The organism is Massilia aerilata (assembly GCF_042656905.1).
Taxonomy (GTDB): Bacteria; Pseudomonadota; Gammaproteobacteria; order Burkholderiales; family Burkholderiaceae_D; genus Telluria; species Telluria aerilata.
In genome coordinates this window covers 108,209-125,605 of sequence record NZ_JBHSMZ010000004.1, presented here as the reverse complement: position 1 = coordinate 125,605, position 17,397 = coordinate 108,209, and the positions used below count along the sequence as shown (strand labels likewise).

The 17,397-nt window shown below is 60.4% G+C and carries 13 protein-coding genes and 2 pseudogenes; 3 read left to right on the top strand and 12 right to left on the bottom strand.

The features are described 5' to 3' along the window. Positions 1 to 123: 123 nt before the first annotated feature. Genes ACFPO9_RS05230 through ACFPO9_RS05220 form a run of 3 tightly spaced genes read right to left on the bottom strand, consistent with a single transcriptional unit; the run spans position 124 to position 3,958 of the window. Positions 124 to 2,376 (bottom strand): polysaccharide biosynthesis tyrosine autokinase, encoded by a 2,253-nt coding sequence (locus ACFPO9_RS05230; protein WP_379768102.1) that lies wholly within the window; start codon positions 2,374 to 2,376, stop codon positions 124 to 126. 23 nt (positions 2,377 to 2,399) lie between these two features. Next, positions 2,400 to 2,834 carry a low molecular weight protein-tyrosine-phosphatase gene (locus ACFPO9_RS05225; protein ID WP_379768099.1) on the bottom strand — a complete coding sequence of 145 codons (435 nt, stop codon included), beginning with the start codon at positions 2,832 to 2,834 and terminating at the stop codon, positions 2,400 to 2,402. Beyond that, positions 2,831 to 3,958, bottom strand: a complete 1,128-nt coding sequence (locus tag ACFPO9_RS05220) for a polysaccharide biosynthesis/export family protein (RefSeq protein WP_379768096.1) — start codon at positions 3,956 to 3,958, stop codon at positions 2,831 to 2,833. The genes ACFPO9_RS05225 and ACFPO9_RS05220 overlap by 4 nt, the downstream gene beginning before the upstream one ends. A 516-nt stretch (positions 3,959 to 4,474) precedes the next feature. On the opposite strand from ACFPO9_RS05220, the gene ACFPO9_RS05215 reads away from it, so the two are divergent. Continuing rightward, a complete protein-coding gene (locus tag ACFPO9_RS05215; RefSeq protein ID WP_379768093.1) occupies positions 4,475 to 5,665 on the top strand; it encodes a hypothetical protein in 1,191 nt (396 codons plus the stop codon). 24 nt (positions 5,666 to 5,689) lie between these two features. On the opposite strand, the pseudogene ACFPO9_RS05210 reads toward ACFPO9_RS05215, so the two are convergent. The 5 genes and pseudogenes from ACFPO9_RS05210 to ACFPO9_RS05190 all read right to left on the bottom strand — a co-directional run. Then, positions 5,690 to 6,183 (bottom strand): annotated as a pseudogene (locus ACFPO9_RS05210) (fumarylacetoacetate hydrolase family protein); the annotation flags it as partial. 6 nt (positions 6,184 to 6,189) lie between these two features. Further along, complete coding sequence (locus ACFPO9_RS05205) at positions 6,190 to 7,653, bottom strand: RNA-guided endonuclease InsQ/TnpB family protein (protein WP_379768090.1); 1,464 nt, start codon at positions 7,651 to 7,653, stop codon at positions 6,190 to 6,192. 32 nt (positions 7,654 to 7,685) lie between these two features. Next, positions 7,686 to 8,036 (bottom strand): annotated as a pseudogene (locus tag ACFPO9_RS05200) (fumarylacetoacetate hydrolase family protein); the annotation flags it as partial. Positions 8,037 to 8,061: 25 nt separating this feature from the next. Further along, positions 8,062 to 8,994 (bottom strand): phospholipase A, encoded by a 933-nt coding sequence (locus ACFPO9_RS05195; protein WP_379768087.1) that lies wholly within the window; start codon positions 8,992 to 8,994, stop codon positions 8,062 to 8,064. A 279-nt stretch (positions 8,995 to 9,273) separates the two neighbouring features. Further along, positions 9,274 to 9,987 carry a pseudouridine synthase gene (locus tag ACFPO9_RS05190; protein WP_379768084.1) on the bottom strand — a complete coding sequence of 238 codons (714 nt, stop codon included), beginning with the start codon at positions 9,985 to 9,987 and terminating at the stop codon, positions 9,274 to 9,276. A 192-nt stretch (positions 9,988 to 10,179) separates the two neighbouring features. Between ACFPO9_RS05190 and ACFPO9_RS05185 the strand changes: the two genes are divergently transcribed. Next, complete coding sequence (locus ACFPO9_RS05185) at positions 10,180 to 10,446, top strand: hypothetical protein (RefSeq protein ID WP_379768081.1); 267 nt, start codon at positions 10,180 to 10,182, stop codon at positions 10,444 to 10,446. A 156-nt stretch (positions 10,447 to 10,602) separates the two neighbouring features. Here ACFPO9_RS05185 and ACFPO9_RS05180 read toward each other — a convergent pair whose 3' ends face one another. The 4 genes from ACFPO9_RS05180 to ACFPO9_RS05165 are packed head-to-tail and all read right to left on the bottom strand — an operon-like array spanning position 10,603 to position 13,606. Beyond that, positions 10,603 to 11,595 carry a S49 family peptidase gene (locus ACFPO9_RS05180; protein WP_379768077.1) on the bottom strand — a complete coding sequence of 331 codons (993 nt, stop codon included), beginning with the start codon at positions 11,593 to 11,595 and terminating at the stop codon, positions 10,603 to 10,605. Positions 11,596 to 11,610: 15 nt separating this feature from the next. Next, positions 11,611 to 11,982: a Rieske (2Fe-2S) protein gene (locus ACFPO9_RS05175; protein ID WP_379768074.1), complete on the bottom strand. Its 372-nt coding sequence runs from the start codon at positions 11,980 to 11,982 to the stop codon at positions 11,611 to 11,613. Further along, entirely contained in the window at positions 11,979 to 12,638 is a 660-nt protein-coding gene (locus ACFPO9_RS05170; RefSeq protein ID WP_379768071.1) for an HAD-IIIA family hydrolase, read from the bottom strand. The genes ACFPO9_RS05175 and ACFPO9_RS05170 overlap by 4 nt, the downstream gene beginning before the upstream one ends. Beyond that, positions 12,638 to 13,606 carry an RluA family pseudouridine synthase gene (locus ACFPO9_RS05165; protein ID WP_379768068.1) on the bottom strand — a complete coding sequence of 323 codons (969 nt, stop codon included), beginning with the start codon at positions 13,604 to 13,606 and terminating at the stop codon, positions 12,638 to 12,640. Before ACFPO9_RS05165 ends, ACFPO9_RS05170 begins: the two co-directional genes overlap by 1 nt. Before the next feature lie 569 nt (positions 13,607 to 14,175). Here ACFPO9_RS05165 and ACFPO9_RS05160 point away from each other — a divergent pair. Further along, the gene (locus tag ACFPO9_RS05160; RefSeq protein ID WP_379768065.1) at positions 14,176 to 17,340 is read left to right on the top strand and encodes an Rne/Rng family ribonuclease; all 3,165 of its coding nucleotides are present in this window, start codon (positions 14,176 to 14,178) and stop codon (positions 17,338 to 17,340) included. Positions 17,341 to 17,397: the final 57 nt, after the last annotated feature.

Genomic DNA, 17,397 nt, shown 5'->3' with positions numbered 1-17,397 from the left:
CCACACATTCAAGACCGATGCGAACGAAATTTTCCAACAAACATTCATATTTTTTAAAATATGCATTCGAGTATTTCGTTTTGCCCAGTGTGCTCATTTATGAACAGAAGTCGCTTCTAATTCTTAATATTTATACTGTGCGTAGCGATATTTCCCGTACTTCGAGCCATATCCACCTTTACGGTGACGTAGATCGTTGAAAACCAGGCCAGCCACATTGTGACCGGCCTGCTGGATGCGTTTTACCGATTCTTCGATTTCTCCCATTGTACTGACGTTACCACGTACGACATTGAAAATCGTTCCTGCATATGGCGCGATCACCATACCGTCCGTGACGGCTAGCACCGGCGCCGTGTCAATAACGATTAGATCATATTGGCGCATCACTTCTTGCAAGAGCATTGCGAAGTTGGAATGCTCGAGAAGCTCTGAAGGCTGTGGAGGGATCTCACCAGTCGAAAGAAAATCCACGTTTTCTAAAACGTCTTTGTGAACCACGCTTGCGAACACACTACTGCCTGCAATTACTTCCGAAAGCCCACCCCTTCGATGCAAACCAAAATAGCGCTGCAGGTAACCCTTGCGAAGGTCTCCATCGATCAACAAAACCTTTTTCCCAGCAGAAGCAATGACCGCAGCAAAATTGACGGAAATAAAGGACTTTCCTACGCCGGGGGTGGGGCCAGTGATCATGACAATCTTGTTCTTCGCACCCAGCATTGAGAACTGGAGCGACGTCCGGAAACTACGCAAGCTTTCAATTGCAAGGTCGGCGGGATCGTCCTTTGCAAGGACCGAAATCTTCGAAGCACCCGCTTTTACGTTGCTGTACAAAGACTCCTGTCGAGCGCTATGCGGAATTGCTGCACTGATCGTGAGACCAAGGATCTTTTCGATTTCACTAGGATCTTCAATACCGCCAAAGAATGATCTGCGGATAAATGCACATCCAATGCCGACGATAATACCCATAAGCATAGCCATGGAAATCACGAGGGAGCTCTGAGGGCGAATCGGTCGAAGCGGAATTACAGCTTCATCAAGCAAACGTACATTACCGACTTTACTGGCTTTTACTAATTTCAGTTGCTGTGCGCTGTTCAATAAAGATGTATAAAGATCAGTATTAACCTTAATGTCTCTCGTAAGACGCAGCACATCTTGCTCAATAGAAGGCATCTTTTTAATACGATTGTTGACCCCGGCGATTTCGCCATTCAGAGTATGTATTTGCTGATCCACAGCTCGGACAAGTGGATTAGATTCTTGATAGCGTGTCAACAGTTCGTCGCGTCGCTGCTTAAGCTCTATAAGTTTGGTTTGCGAGAGCACAGATTGTTGCAGGACGGACTTCGCTTCCTCGCTGAGGTCGACTGTGCCACGGCTGTTGCGCATTGCGTTATACGTAGCCTCGGCTTGCTCAAGACTACGCTTGAGTTCTGGCAGTTGTTTTTCCAGAAAAGCTAGCGACTTCTGGGCTTCCTCGGATTTACGTTCGACGTTTTGACGGATATACTCGTGGCCAATTTCGTTTAAGGTCGCAGCAGTTCTTTCACGGTCGGTGCCTTCTAATGAGACACCGATGATCCCAGACTGTTTTCCTTTCTCTGTAATCGTTAGCGATTTCTGCAACCGTTCAACCGTTTCGAGCAAGGGAGCGCGACTTATGAAAAATTGCGCCCCTTTTTTTGCGCCAAGGTTCTGCACGTGAATTTTAATTGCGCCATCTTTAGTATTAATTAACAGCGTTTCGCCAACATGGCCATTCCCCGTAACACCGGCTTCAGCGTGCGTGATAACGTAAGCTCCGTTTCCCATCGCAGTGAGAACGAACCGTTCTCCTTCAAAGCTTGTGGGGACGGTAAACATTGATACATTAATTTTTTCTGCACCCCAAGTAAAGCCGCCGAAACCGAATAGACCCGGCTCAGAGAGCTCGTTCTTACCGCGCGCGATCCAGCTACCTATGATAGGGAAACGCTTTGCGCTCAGCGTCAGGTCCAACTGCGCATTTGTTACAGCTCGTGTAACGACGAACCGCGAGCGAAGAATCTCAATCTCTGCGGTTGCCGCGGATTTCATTTCCAGTGCACCGGCGAGATCGCCGAGCATCATGCCAGGCGCACCTGCCCCGTCCTCGACCTGCACCAGGATATTCGATTGATAGACGGGCATTGCAATGAATGAGTAAGCGACACCGAGAACAGTGATGATCGATGCCACAATGACGATCAGCCAGCGGTTTTCGACTACCAAGTCGATATACGATGCCAAGTCTAAGGATTCATTGTCCTGCTCGATGACTTGGCTAGTTTTAAGCACATTATTTGAAACTGGCTGATTCATAGGTACTTTGAGTGATTCGTTATCCATGTGAAAGCGCTGTGTAAACGACGTTACGCAATCTGCTCAATTTGACTTGCCCACGCTTGTACGCCGTCGACAATTAGTTGATGTGCATTACGGAAGCTTTCGATTCCTTCACGGTAAGGGTCTGGAATGTCAACCTTCGCTACCTCGCCCAAGCGAAAGACCTTGCCGCGCGCACCCATATATTGGCTTTCGATATAGCGTTTCTGCTCCAGGTCCATGACGAAAATAACGTCTGCTTCCGTTACCAGAACTTGCGTTATTTGCTGAGCTACATGATCAGATATATCGATTCCTTGCTCCGCCATCAGCTCAATCGAATGCGGGTCAGCGCCTTTGCCCACTAATGCACCTAATCCGGCGGAATGCACCAGCCGATTAGGAAGGGCACGCTTGAGCAGTGCCTCAGCCATCGGACTCCGGCAAATATTGCCAATACAAACAACAAGAATATTATTCATCGGTTCAGTTGCCCAACAGAGGTGGCCGCCGTCGCAGCAGTCGGCAGAATCAGACTAATAATGCGGTTGTAACGCGTCAGGCCAGAAGCATCCACAAACACCACATCCCGCGGATTCAATTCAAACCCTTCCGCCATCGCCAACGCTACAGGTGATTTCGCATCGAGGTTATAGACCACCGGCTTCGGCTCATTCGCACCACGGATCACATACACTTGCCGCGCAGAGCTGCTCAATTGGTTCAAACCACCAGCCTCGCCCAGCGCGGCGGCGAGCGAAAGCTTGCCGTTATACATAGGCAGTGCCACCGGGCGAGTCACTTCACCCAGCACGAACACCTTGCTCTCGTCGCGGTTCGGTACGCGCACCACGTCCCCCGACGCCAGCATCAGGCGTGACAGGTCGGCGCCCTTGCGTACCAGTTCCGGCACGTTGACCGGATATGAAACGCCATGACGCGCTACGATCACCTGGCTCTGGTCCGCAGTCGGCAAAAAGCCGCCGGCCCGGCTGACGCCTTCCAGCAGCGTCATCGGCACGTCGTCGATCGCCTGGCCACCCGGCGCCTTGACGTCGCCGTCGATGTACACCCGCTTGCTGCGGTAGGCCAGCACGCGCAGGGTCAGGTCGGGGTCCTTGATCGACTTGATCAGTCGCTTCGAGAGCAGGCTACGTGCCTGCAGTTCCGTCATGCCGGCAACCTTGATCGGGCCAACGAACGGAAACTGGATCATGCCCTCGCTGTCGACCAGGAACGCGGCCGGCGATTGGGCGCCGGAATTCGTCAGCGCCTGCGCGCCAGCCGCTGCAATGTTCAGCTCGGGGTGGTTCCACACCAGGATCGACAGTAGGTCACCAGGGCCGATCAAGTAAGGGCGTGCTTCGCCAAACAGCGCCTGTGCGCGCTTGTCTGCGTTCTGCTCCCTGGCGGCACGCTCTTCCTGGATCAGGTCTGGCGTGATCAGCTTGATGACAGGCTCAGGCATTGGGGCGGCGTGCGTGCTTGGGACACGGTCCACGTCGATACGCATGCCCGGCTCCATATTGGCGCAGCCGGTGACAAAAAAAGGAAGGGCGACGACGAAGCTGCTCAGCTTCATCGCCCTGAAGAGGGTGACAGACATGGATTTTTTCCGGTAACTCTACAGACCTACGGTGTTGGGATTGATCAGGATCTTTGCATTAGAAGACACAAAAAAGATCACTGAAATCAAGGAACTGTGCATTGTACACAGGGAGTTTCCCCATTCCAAGCACTACGGTGGGAGGTGATATCAGACTGGCCAGAGGAAAAAGCTACAGTCAATACAACTATTTCATGGTTTACCAGACTAGGCTGAGTACTTCTGCAATTCTCACAATTCCATTATGTTGATTTCACCTAGGAAACATCAGCAAGATACCCGGTGAGGGCGAAAAGGAGGGCTTCTTTCTTATTATTTTAAATTCGCAAATATGCTCGAATTGTCACAGTTTTGTGTCAACGTTTATTAATAGGCAATTTGTCTCATTTTCCCCAATAAAATTCACAATGGGTACGGATGAGCTAGGTCAATGTCTTGACATTTCGTAACAAAAACCTGCCTGATTACAGCAAACTCTACAGGCAATCCCACATCGTTTGACCGGAGACAGATGACATGGCCTCTTACTGCTTGCTAGCTGTTTTCCTGCTGCTCGCCACCTCCCCAGTCCTGGCGCAGACCAAGTCAGAATCCGACGCGATCAAGGCTGCGCTCGACCTAAAAATGTACCAGGCCACCGCCGACGCCCTGCTCGCCCAGCGCGAGGCGGAAATACGCAAGGCCACCGCCGAGGCCGAGCGTGCCGAACTGCTGGCCCGCCTGCCGCCTGCTGCCGGCAAATCCCTGGATGGCGAGGTCGATGTATCGAAATTCGGCGCCGCCGGGCTGGTTGCGGCCTTCGACCTTGCAAAGCAGTTGGCCGGCGATGTGTGCGCCGCCCTCCCCGCCGACCGCAAAACCGTCGTCTACGAACCGGTCACTGCGCAGGGCGTGCTGGCCGCGCGCCTGATCGTCGATGCGATTGCGCGTCTGGGTGACGACCTGAACAAGCAGAACAGGGAGCTGCAGTTGCTTATCGAAGCGCATACGCCGAGTGGCACGGGCGTCGGTACGTTCGGCTTGACGTTTCTGACAGCGGTGCCCGCGACCCTGAAGGCGGCGGCTGACTTGACGTCCCTGTTCAAGACCAACGTGGCCGCGCAAGGCATTGCATATGGCGAGGGCGCCCGCAGCCTGTTCACCACCTCGCTCGGGCAACATTGTCCTGCCAAGTTGGGTGGGCTCGGGTCCGGCTATCTTGGGGAGCTGGATGGGAAGCAGTACACCTCCCTGCTCGCGCGGGTACGTGCGCTCGCGGCCCAGCGCGGCGAGTATGCGAACCGCATCGCGATCCTGCAAAAGCTGGCCGATGTCGCCAAGGGCGAGGAAAAAAAGGATCTCGCCGCGGCCACGGCTGCCGCCGGCGCACTGCTGAAGACCGTCGATGCCTTCATCGACTCATTGAAGGCCGGCGAGGCCGGCGACAAGAGCCCGCTGTTCAATGCGGCGCGCTACCTGGGTTATGCGCAGCGCACCGAGGGGATGCTGGTGCTGGATTTCGATTTACGGTTGGAGGGATTGAGTATTGTGAAGGATTCACTTTTTACCGGGCAGAAGCTGCGGCTGTCCGGCGTGGCGTTTCTTTGGTATCGGGTGCATGAGCCGGATGGACGCTTGCTTGTTGCTGAGGCGGTGCGGCGGGTTTCTCGGCCGGTGGAGGTTGATTTAAGAGGCAATGTGGTCAGTGGCGAATTTTGGGGGAATTGAACGCGTGGGTACAGGGTGCCCACCCTATCGTTCGACGCGAGTGACCTTTTGCTCGATGGCGCCAAAAATCGACTTCCCCTCTTACCCAGCATCTCGATCCGGACCGTATCCCCAAAGCGCATGAACCGGCTGAACGGCTGTGCGGCGATGCAGGAATAGCCCGCGCCGACGATGCTGCCGGCGCGGGCCTTGCTGGTCTTGCAGAGGTGGGCGATTAGTTGCGGGAAATTGAAGGCTATGTCGACGCCGGCCTCCGGCTGGCCGACCAGGCGTTCGTTCCAGGTCGAGCGCAGCGGCAGGTGGACCTTGCCGCCCTTCCACGCATCGCCCAGTTCATCCAGCGCGACCGCCACAGGCGAGAAAGCGGTGGCCGGCTTAGATTGCAGTCCCCCGAGCTTGCGCAGCGCGATGTCGTTCGCCAGCATCAGCAGGCGAATCTGCTGGTGGGCTTCGTCGGGCGTCGTGCCCATTTTTACGTCGCCGGTAATCACGGCCACTTTGGCCTCGAAGTCGATGCCCCACTGCTAGCAAGAATGTGCGCAGAAGTGCGCGCCGTTCTCTTCCTGCCCCGAGCCGTCCTGCTGACCGTGCTCGTCTCTGACAGGCGTGACTTCCCCGCCTCCCGCCAGCCCCGTGCCGGCGGCAGTGCCCGGCGTTGCCGCCGGACTCGCCTCGGGTAGCGCCGTTCGCGCCGCGAGGGCGCCGGTGGCGAGCCGTTGCAAGTTGATCGCCGCGTTGACGTCGCGGTCATGGTGCGCGCCGCAGGCGACACAGGTCCAGGCGCGCTCGCTCAGAGCAAGTGTGGCGTTGCGCACGCTGCAGTGTGAACACAGCTTACTGGACGGATACCATCGGTCGGCCAGCACGATGTCAGTACCGTAGCGTGGCGCCTTGTACAGCAACTGGCGACGGAACTCGTAAAAGCCGACATCCGCGATCGCGCGCGACAGCCGGGCGTTGGCCAGCATCCCCTTCACGCTCAAGTCTTCGATCACCACCGCTTGGTTTTCGCGGCAGAGCCGGGTCGTGAGCTTGTGCGTGAAGTCGCGGCGGACCCGGGCGATCCTCGCTTGCAGGCGCGCCAGCGCCAGCGCGCCCTTGGCTTGGCTTTTTGATACCGGCAAGCGCGTGCCCTTCGGTATCCGGCCCGTGATGCCGGCCGCCGCCTTGGCGCTTTCCAACTTGCGCGACAGGCGGCGTGACCGGATGCGCAAGCACCGCAATGCGCCTCGGAGCGGCCGCGGCGCGGCGATCTTTTCCCCGCCGGAGAAGGTGGCTGCGCTGCTCACGCCAAGGTCGACGCCGACGATACCGTTGCCACTGCGGCACCGCCGCGCCACGTTGCCTGGCACCGCGACCTGGACCGACAGGAACCACTGGTCCGCTTCGCGCGATACGCTCGCGCCCAGAATCCGGCCGGGCCAGCGCAATGCCTCGCGCAGCGCCACGCGGCCGATCTTGGGCAGGATCGCAATCTTATCTTCGAGCCTGAATTTATCGTTCGCCAAGTAAAAACTATCGGTGCAGCGCCCCTTCTTCTTGAAGCGCGGCGGATGGGCCTTCTCGCCAGCACGGCGCTGCGCGAAGTAGCGGCTCCACGCCTTGGCAAGGTTTACGAACGGTTGCGCGTGGGCGTCGCGATGGATATTGCGTAGCCAAGGATTGCCATCGGCATCGAGCCAGGCAGGATCGGTGTACTTGATGGCGTTGAACTGTCTTCTGAGCGCCATCGCGTTGGGCTTGCCGCCGCCGGCCACTTGACGCTGCGATTCGGCCAGCGCCCAGTTCCAAACCCGGCGCGCGGTGCCGGCCGCGCGGGCGAAATAGTCGCGCTGCTCGTGCGTCGGGTCGATCCTGATCCGGTGCGCCAGCAGCATGGCCGCCGCGTCCGAGGCCATTGTGTTTTTCATCATCAGGATTCGACACTCCGACGCGCACTTGGTTCGACTGCAGTCAAGCTCCCCATGCGCCAGCACGATGTCGTCCATCGGCCGATAAAGTCGTCGCTGCCGCCCTGCTACATCAGCGGGTCTTCCCAGAACGATTGCGGCATCTCGGCGCCGCGCTCTGTCGAGCAACTGCGGCGTACCAGTTCGACGTGGTTGACGTAGGCCGAGCCGTCCGCCCACTGGTAGACGCGGGGCAGCGGCGCCATGCAGCGCGCCGGGTCGAAGTCGAAGGGACGGCGGGTGCGGCCTGCATTCAGTTCGTCGTACAGCGCCTGCAGCTGGGGGGCGATGAAGGGCCAGTCGTCGAGGGCGGCCTGCAGGGTCGGCGCGATGCCGTCGGCGATGTGGGCGGTTTTCAGGTCACGCGCTACGACGGCCAGCTGGCCGTCGCGCGATCCGTCGTTAATGGTGGCAAGTTTCATCTTGCCATTTTAATGCAGCGCGCTCTCAGAACGAACCGAGCAGGCCGACGCCCACCACGTTCTGGTAGTAGTTGTAATCGATCAGGCTCTGCCCGTAACCGGAAAAGTACTGCACATAGCCTTTGAAATGGCCGGCCAGCGGGAAGGCCCAGCTGAGCTGGACCGCGCCGCGCTCGGTCGAGAAATTCCGGCGCAGCAGGGCCGAATAATCGTGGCCGTTGTTGCGGTAGGTGACGGCCAGGTCGCCGCGGCCCATGTAGTCGACGATGTCCGGGTTGTTGTCCTCGCTGGCCGCTTCGTTGACGCGCTTCCACACCCGCCCGAGCACGGTGAAACCGGCGCGCTCGAGGCCGACCTGGGCGTAATAGCGGTTCCAGCTGCGCGACAGCGTCGAGGCCTGGCCGTTCGACTGGTGCACCACCCCGAGGTTGAGGAAGCTTGCGTGCATGCCCAGCACGTCGAAGTTCAGCGGCGTCACCAGCATCAATTCGGGCTGGTAATTGGTCTCGCGGAAGGGGCTCGAGGCCTTGCGGTTGCCCGCCTGCCAGAAGCTGTTCTGGGTGTAGCCGAACCAGAGGTCGACCGGCTTCTTCGCAATGCCCTCCACCACCTTGGTCTTGAAGCTCAGCTGGTAGACAAGTTCATTGTGCGCGAGGTCGGTGTTGAAGTCGGCAAGGTTGCGGAAGGGCCGGTAGGGCTCGTCGTTCGGATGGGCCGCGCGCGTGATCATCAGGTAGTTCAAGTTGTGCGGGCGGAAATTGAAGACGCCGCGACGGTGCTCCTGGTCGAGTTCCCAGTGATCGGCCAGGCTGAAACCGCGCATCTTTTCCGGCGACAGGTCGAGCGAAGCCTGCACTTCGCGGTCGACCTCGACTTTGGCGACGACCGGTGCGGTGGTCGCATCGGTGGCCGGCGTCGTATTGACACCGGCGAGGCGGTCATAGCAGGCAAGGCGCACGGCCGAGTCCGGAATCCGTGCACAACCGGAGAGGTCGGGAGCGGCCTGCTGAGCAAAGGCTGGGTTAAGGACGAAGAGTGTTAAAACGGAGAGGAATCTATACGAATTCGGAGGCATGGGTCGTTATCTTGTTGACAAGCATTAAGATAAGGAGTGTGGCGGAAATGCGTCAACTACGTCGCACGGCACACTGCCGTTCCCGTCAGGCGGGAACCCGAGGATTGCTTGAGCTATTGAACCGCATGCAAACTTGGGCTCCCGCCTTCGCGCGAGCGACGGCTACGACACCAGCAAATCCAGCTGCGCCTGCTCCAGGAAACACCACTCCCCTTCCTTCAAGCCCAGCGCTTCCAGCGTCAAGCCGCCGATCTGCGAGCGGTGCAGCGCCGAGCAGTGATTGCCGGCGGCCGCCAGCATACGCTTGACCTGGTGGTACTTGCCCTGCTCCAGCACGATCTCGAGCAGATGCTCGCCGCGCTGGATGCAGCTCACGGCCGCCAGCGGGGCCGGCTCATCAATCAGCTGGACGCCGGCCAGCAGCTGATCGACCAGGGCCTGGGTCACCGGCTCCTGGGTCGTCGCCTGGTAGACCTTGGGCACGTGGCGCTTGGGCGAAGACTGGGCATGGATGAAGGGACCGTCGTCCGACATCAGCAGCAGGCCGGTGGTGTCGTGGTCGAGACGGCCGACCGGCTGCACTTCGCGCCAGGTAAATTGCTCAGGCAACAGGGTCAGCACACCCGGATGGTGGCTGGGCTTGCGCGAGCATTCGAAATTGGCAGGCTTGTAGAGGGCGATGTAGACGCGTTCGCGGTAGACCCATTCCTCGTCGAACACGGTCAGGACCAGCCCGTCGGTCTCGACCGCCGTCTTGTAGTTGTCATGGACTTCGCCATGGATGGCGACGTCGCCGTCCTCGATCAGGGCGCGGCAGTATTTGCGCGTGCCGAAGCCTTGCGATTGCAGCACGCGGTCAAGGGAGAGTTTGCTCATGGGGCGCGACTTTAACAGAACCGATGTATATGGCAAAGCTCAGATAGTTCAGCAGTTTGAATCCGTGTCTAGGACACGTTTGACGAACATCAAAAGCGCCGCAATTCCTGTTGTTACACTGAAACCTCTTTAGGAATCGACCTACAAACACCTCACGTAGGCCTAAGCCTACATTCAGAGAAAGAGGATAAAGTGCACATCGAACAGCATCAAGACCGCGAGCCTTTCCCGCTAAGGACGAGCCCGAGCCGCTATTACCGGCCCGCCGCCGAAGACTACGTCGCCGTATTTCCGACCCGCCTTGCGCTTGCGCGCTGGACCCGGGGCGGCGACATTCCGCATGTCTTTTCGCCCACTCGCAACGTACCGATGCGCGCCGCATGGTATGCACAGGCCCAGCGCCAGTTCCAGGCCTGGCTCGAGGCTGGCGGTTTTCATGCCGATTCTCATGCCGAATAAATGAAAACGACGGCTTTCGCCGTCGTTTCCTCCCATTGCGGGATCCAACCTGAGGAATGAAGTTCACTCGATACCGCACGTATGCGGGTCTGTAGTTATAAGCTACAAAACAACTATAGACGACGCTCCTGAAGTTTCAAGGCAAATATTGGTTGATCAGCGCAGGCTGGGAACAGCCCCGCGATAAATCGACTTCACTGCGCCCGAACCCACCGAGGCGCCGAATTTCTTCAGCACACGCTCCGGCAAGCCTTCATGGGCGGTGTAGTCGATGATGTCCTCGGCCTTGACCACCTCGCGGGCCACGGTGTCGACCGTGCCGAAGCCGTCGGCCAGGCCCATCTCGACCGCCTTGGCGCCGGTCCAGTACAGGCCGGAGAAGATTTCCGGGTTTTCCTTCAGGCGCTTGCCGCGGCCGGCGCGCACCACGGAAATGAACTGCTCATGGATTTCGTTCAGCATGCTCAGCGCGTGCTGCTTCTGTTTGTCCGACTGCGGGCTGAAGGGGTCGAGGAAGCCCTTGTTTTCGCCCGCGGTCAGCAGGCGGCGCTCGACGCCCAGCTTGTCCATGAGGCCGGTAAAGCCGAAGCCGTCCATCAGCACGCCGACCGAACCGACGATGCTCGCCTTATTGACATAGATCTTGTCGGCCGCTGCTGCAATGTAATAGCCGCCCGAGGCGCAGATCTCGTCCACGACCACGTACAGCGGCTTGTTCGGGTAGCCCTTCTTGAGGCGCTGGATCTCGTCGACGATGATGCCGGCCTGCACCGGGCTGCCGCCCGGGCTGTTGATGCGCAGCACCACCGCGGCCGAGCCGGCGTCGGCGAAGGCCTTGTTCAGTGACGGGATCACGGTGTCGGCGGCGCCGCTGCCTTCGTCGTCGATGGTGCCGTCGATCTCGATCAGGGCGGTATGGCGGCCCAGCGACTCGAGGTCGGAGCCGGTGTAGAAATCGGAATACGCCCAGATCGCGAACAATGCCAGCAACAAGAATGAAAGTTTGAAGAAGATTCCCCAGCGCCGCGCAGCCCGCTGCTCGCGCACGGTGGCGAACACCAGCCGCTCCAGGGTTTCACGCTCCCAGTTGCGAACCGTGCCTGGGCCCTCGTTCGCTTTCTGATTCTCGTTGCTGTTGTTTTCGCTCATAAGTGTCTGCTTGATTTACTTCGGCGGCTGGAAATGCTGGTCCGGCTGCCAATAGACGCCCTTCTCCGTTTCGCGCACGGCGATGGGGCGCAGCCTGCCGCCCCGGCATGGCCCACCGGTGCAGACGCCGGTTTCGGGCACATAGATCGCGCCATGCGTCGAACACATCAGGTACAGCTTGCTCGACTCGAAGAATTCACCCTTGAACCAGTCCAGCTCCACCGGGATGTGGGCGCAACGGTTCAGGTAAGCGTAGACCTTGCCGCCATGGCGCACCACGAAACCGGTCGCTTCGTCGCCGAACGCGACGACGGGGAAGCGCACGCCGGTGCCGCCGTCGGCCAGCGCATCGGCCCCGCAGATAAAGACTTCGTTCGCCTCGCTCATGCGTTCTCGATCAGCCACTGGTGAAGTTCCGGCACGTTCTTTGCCGTGAAGATCGGATGACATGCCTGCAGTTGCTGCACCGGATGCGCGCCGTACTCGACCGCGATACCGGCTGCGCCCGCATTGTTGGCCATAAGCAAGTCGTGCGTTGTGTCGCCGATCATAACGGTACGGCGCATGTCCTGCCCCAGTTCCCTTGTCAATTCTTGCAACATTGCAGGATGGGGCTTGGAAAATGTCTCGTCCGCGCAACGAGTCGCATCGAAGGTCGACAGCAGGCTGCAGGCGTTCAATGCGCGGTTCAGGCCGACCCGGCTCTTGCCGGTGGCGACCGCCAGGAAATAGCCGAGCTGGGACAGTTCTTCCAGCATCGCCGGCACACCCTTGAACAGCACCAGTTCATGGTCTTTCGTCAGGAAATGGTAGCGATAGCGCTCCACCATGCGCGGATACAGCGCCGGATCGATGTCCGGCATCACGGCCTGCATTGCTTCCGACAGGCCGAGCCCGATCACGTGCGCGGCCGCGGCGTCGCTGGGAACGCCGAGGCCGAGGTCCTTGGCGGCGGACTGTATACATTTGACGATGGTGGCGGTGCTGTCCATCAGCGTGCCGTCCCAGTCGAAGACGATCAGATCGAATTGCTTGCGAGCCATTATGAGTGTTTGCCTATTGGTTGCCCCAAGCTTACCAAGAAACGCTCACACTCCGCCGGAAGCGGCGCCGTCAGGGTCATCGGCTTGCCGGTTTCAGGGTGCTGGAAGGTAATCCGGTAGGCGTGCAGGAACATGCGCTTGAGGGCGCCGCGCGTGTCGTTTGCCTTCTGAAGCTGCTTGTTCAATGCAAAATCGCCGTATTTTTCGTCACCTGCGATCGGGAAGCCGCTCGATGCCAGGTGCACGCGGATCTGGTGCGTGCGTCCTGTCTTGAGCTCGGCTTCGAGCAGGGCGAAGCTCTCCCATTTGCGCAAAAGATTGAACACGGTGTGCGCTTCCTGGCCGCCGGCCTGCACCACCACGCGGCGTTCGCCGTCGCCGGTCGTGAACTTGTGCAGCGGCAGCTTGATGTGCTGGCGCGGATTGGTCCAGTTGCCGCTCACCAGGGTCAGGTAGCGCTTGTCCGTCGTTCCTTCCCTCATCTGGTCGTGCAGGTGGGTCAATGCCGAACGTTTCTTGGCGAGCAACAGCAGGCCCGAGGTTTCACGGTCCAGGCGGTGCACCAGTTCCAGGAACTTGGCCTGCGGACGCGCCGCCCGCAACTGTTCGATGACGCCATACGACACGCCCGAGCCGCCATGCACGGCGACGCCGGCCGGCTTGTCGATGACGAGCAGGTGGCTGTCCTCGTGGACAATGGCGAACTCGGCGCCTGGCACCGGGGCGTTGCCGGCAGCTTTTTCGGCGATGCGGATCGGCGGGATGCGCACCACGTCGCCGGCTTGCAAGCGATACAACTGATCGATACGCCCCTTGTTCACGCGCACTTCGCCGGAGCGGAGGATGCGGTAAATATGGCTTTTCGGGACACCTTTACAGACGCGCAGCAGGTAGTTGTCGATGCGCTGTCCAGCTTCTTCTTCGGCGATCGTTACAAGCTGGACAGAATTCTTCTCTAAGTCCTTCATTTTGAATATATAATCGACAGGCGGCGGTCAAACCTCTGCAGGTGTAAGAATTAAAACGATATTTTACACAGGGGGCGTCTTCGTCGGTCCCGCTAAATGCGAATTCGATGAAGAAAATAGTGTACGCACATTCTTGCGCGCGCCAGGGTTGCACCGCAGTTGTAATCGGGTAGCGCACAGGACTGCAGGATTGGATTGTTTGGAATCTTAAGGATAAGTACCGGCAAGCCGGCTTTTTCGGCTCGCCGGGTGATGGCGTCGATAACGCTTGTCGAAGAAACCCGCTGGCCAAGGCTGATAGATCGCCTGGCCCAGGTTCACGATGCGGCCGCTCCGCGGTCTGGCTGTGGTCGCTGTTAGCACCCGCCCCGAGGCCCTTTGCGCCGCCCTGACCGGGCCGCGCCGGCCGAGCAAGGTTGCGGCGTGCGCGCGACAATGACGTTCGATGCCATTTGCGCCCTGTGGCCGGCAATGCCGTGCCACACCCCGGGCATACCACCGCCAACACTCCCCTCCCCGCGTACGTTTCTAGCAATTACAACGGTCTACGGGCCGCGGAGTTAATAAAAATGAAACGTATGTTGTTTAACGCTACGCAGCAAGAAGAGCTGCGCGTAGCGATTGTCGACGGCCAAAAACTGATCGACATCGATATCGAAACCGCTGGTCGTGAACAGCGCAAATCGAATATCTACAAAGGTGTCATCACCCGCATCGAACCCTCCCTCGAAGCCTGCTTCGTCAGCTACGGCGAAGACCGCCACGGTTTCCTCCCCTTCAAAGAAGTCGCCCGTTCCTATTTCCGTGATGGTGTCGATGTCCGCAATTGCACCATCAAGGAGGCATTGCGCGAAGGCCAGGAAATCATGGTCCAGGTGGAGAAAGAGGAGCGCGGCAACAAGGGCGCGGCGCTGACCTCCTTCATTTCCCTGGCCGGCCGCTACCTGGTCCTGATGCCGAACAATCCGCGTGGCGGCGGCGTTTCGCGCCGCGTCGAAGGCGAAGAACGCCAGGAACTGCGCGAGACCATGGACAAGCTGGACCTGCCGCAAGGCATGTCGGTGATTGCCCGCACTGCCGGCATCGGCCGCACGGTCGAAGAACTGCAGTGGGACCTGAACTACCTGATGCAACTCTGGCGCGCGATCGAAGGCGCCGGCAAATCGGCCCCCGGCGCCTTCCTGATCTACCAGGAATCCTCGCTGGTCATCCGCGCCATCCGCGACTACTTCCAGCCCGACATCGGCGAAGTCCTGATCGACACCGACGAGATCTTCGACCAGGCCCAGCAGTTCATGAGCCACGTGATGCCCGACATGGCGCACCGCGTGAAGCGCTACACCGACGACGTCCCGCTGTTCTCGCGTTTCCAGATCGAACACCAGATCGAGACCGCGTACTCGCGTACCGTCCCGCTGCCGTCGGGCGGCGCGATCGTGATCGACCACACCGAAGCCCTGGTCTCCATCGACGTCAACTCGGCGCGCGCCACCCGCGGCTCGGACATCGAGACCACCGCCTTCAACACCAACTGCGAAGCGGCCGACGAAGTGGCCCGCCAGCTGCGCCTGCGCGACCTGGGCGGCCTGATCGTGATCGACTTCATCGACATGGAAGTGGCAAAGAACCAGCGCGAAGTCGAACAGCGCCTGAAGGACGCCCTGCACCATGACCGTGCACGCGTCCAGATGGGCAAGATCTCGCGCTTCGGCCTGATGGAACTGTCGCGCCAGCGCCTGCGTCCGTCGCTGTCGGAAGGCTCGCACGTCACCTGCCCGCGCTGCTCGGGCACCGGCCACATCCGCGATACCGAATCCTCGGCCCTGCAAGTCCTGCGCATCATCCAGGAAGAGGCGATGAAGGAAAATTCGGCCGCGATCCACGTGCAGGTCCCGGTCGACGTCGCCGCGTTCCTGCTGAACGAAAAGCGCGGCGAAGTGCTGAAGATCGAGACCCGCCACCGCATCACGGTCATCCTGGTGCCGAACAAGCACCTCGAGACCCCGCACTACAAGCTCGAGCGCATCAAGCACGACGATCCGCGCCTGGAAGACGCCGCCTCCAGCTACACGCTGGCCGAGTCGGCCGACACCGACATGGCTTTTGCCAAGCGCCAGAAAGAAGAAGCCAAGCCGCGCCAGGAAGCTGTGGTCAAGACCATCACCCCGGCCCAGCCGGCGCCGGTGGTCGAGCGCCAGCCGGCCAAGGTTGAGCCGGCCCCTGCCCCGGCCGCGCCAGCCGCTCCCGTGGTCCAGCCGCCGGCGGAACAAGGTTTCTTCGCCAAGCTGCGTAACTTCTTCTTCGGCACCCCGGTTGCCGTGACTCCGCCGGCCCCGGCCGCGGCGCCGGTCAAACCGGCTGAACCGGCAACGGCAGCCGCCGAACGCGGTGACCGCAACCGTGGCCAGCGTAATGGCCGCGGCGGCCGTACCGGCACCGGCAAGGGCCGCGAGCGCGAGGACCGCGAACAGGTCGCGAAAGGCGCAGCCGTCGACGAGACCGCCAAGCCGGCCGATGCCGAAGGCAAGCCGGCACGCCAGCCGCGCAAGCCGCGCGAGCCGCGTGAAGCCCGTGAGCCGCGCGAGACCCGCGAGCAGGCGCAGGCCGAGCTGCAAGCCCAGCTGGCGCCGCGCGCCGAACGCGGCGAGCGTCCGGAACGTGCCGAGCGTCCGGAACGCCAGCCGCGCCAGCCGCGCGAGCGTGCCGAGCGCGCACCCGTTGCCGAAGCGAAATCCGATGAACTGAACGTGGTCCAGGCCACCGCTGCGACCAGCGTCACGATCGCATCGACCGGCCCGAACGGCGAGCAGGAAATCATCCAGGAACAAGTCGTGAAGACCGTCACCACGATCGGTCCGAATGGCGAAGAAGCCGATGCGGAAGGTGGCGATGAGCCGCGCCGCCGTCGCCGTCGTGGCGGCCGCAACCGTAACCGCCGCGACCGCGAAGATGGCGACGTCATCGACAACGCGAACGGTGAAGAAGGCGCACCGGCCTTCGCACCGGTAGCCGATGAAGAAGCCGCCAAGTTCCAGGCCGAGTCCAAGGCCGCGAAGACCAAGGGCGCCAAGCCGGCCAAGGCTGCCACGCCGGGTCCGTGGCCCTTCCCGACCGCGGCATCCGTGAAGGCTGCTGCCGATAAGGTGATTGCCGACAAGGCTGCCGCCGAACAGGCTGCGGTCCAGGCGCGCGCCGAGGAAGCTGCCGCCGCCGCGCTGAAAGCTGCTGCCGAAAAAGCCGCCGCCGAGGCTGCGAAAGCTGCGGCCCAGAGCCCGTGGCCGTTCCCGACCTCGCAGTCGGTGGCCGAGGCGAATGCACGTGCTACTGCCGCCGCCGAGGCGCCGGTTGCTGCTGCTCCGGCTGCTCCGGCTGCTGCTCCGGCTCCGGCTGCTGCTCCGGCTCCGGTTGCTGCTCCGGCTGCTGCTTCGGCTCCGGTTGCTGCCCAGGCTGCTCCGGCGCCGGTCGAAGCCGCTGCACCGGTTGCTGCGCCAGCGCCCCAGCCTGTCGTGATGCCGGCGCCGGTGGCACCGGTGGCGCAGGCGCCGGCCGCCGATCTGGGTGACGTGCTGGCCCAGGCCGGCCTGCAACTGGCCGCGACCGATCCGGAAAAACTGCGCGCCGCGCAGGAAGCTGCCGCGCAGACCCAGCAGCCGGTCCGTCTGGGCCGCACCCGCAAGGTGGCCCCGCCGCCGGTGCAGGAGCCGCTGATCCAGGTGGATACGACGCGCCAGTAAGCAGGGTTTGAGCCGCCATTGCGCGGCTTGAGAATAAGGGGAGCTCCGGCTCCCTTT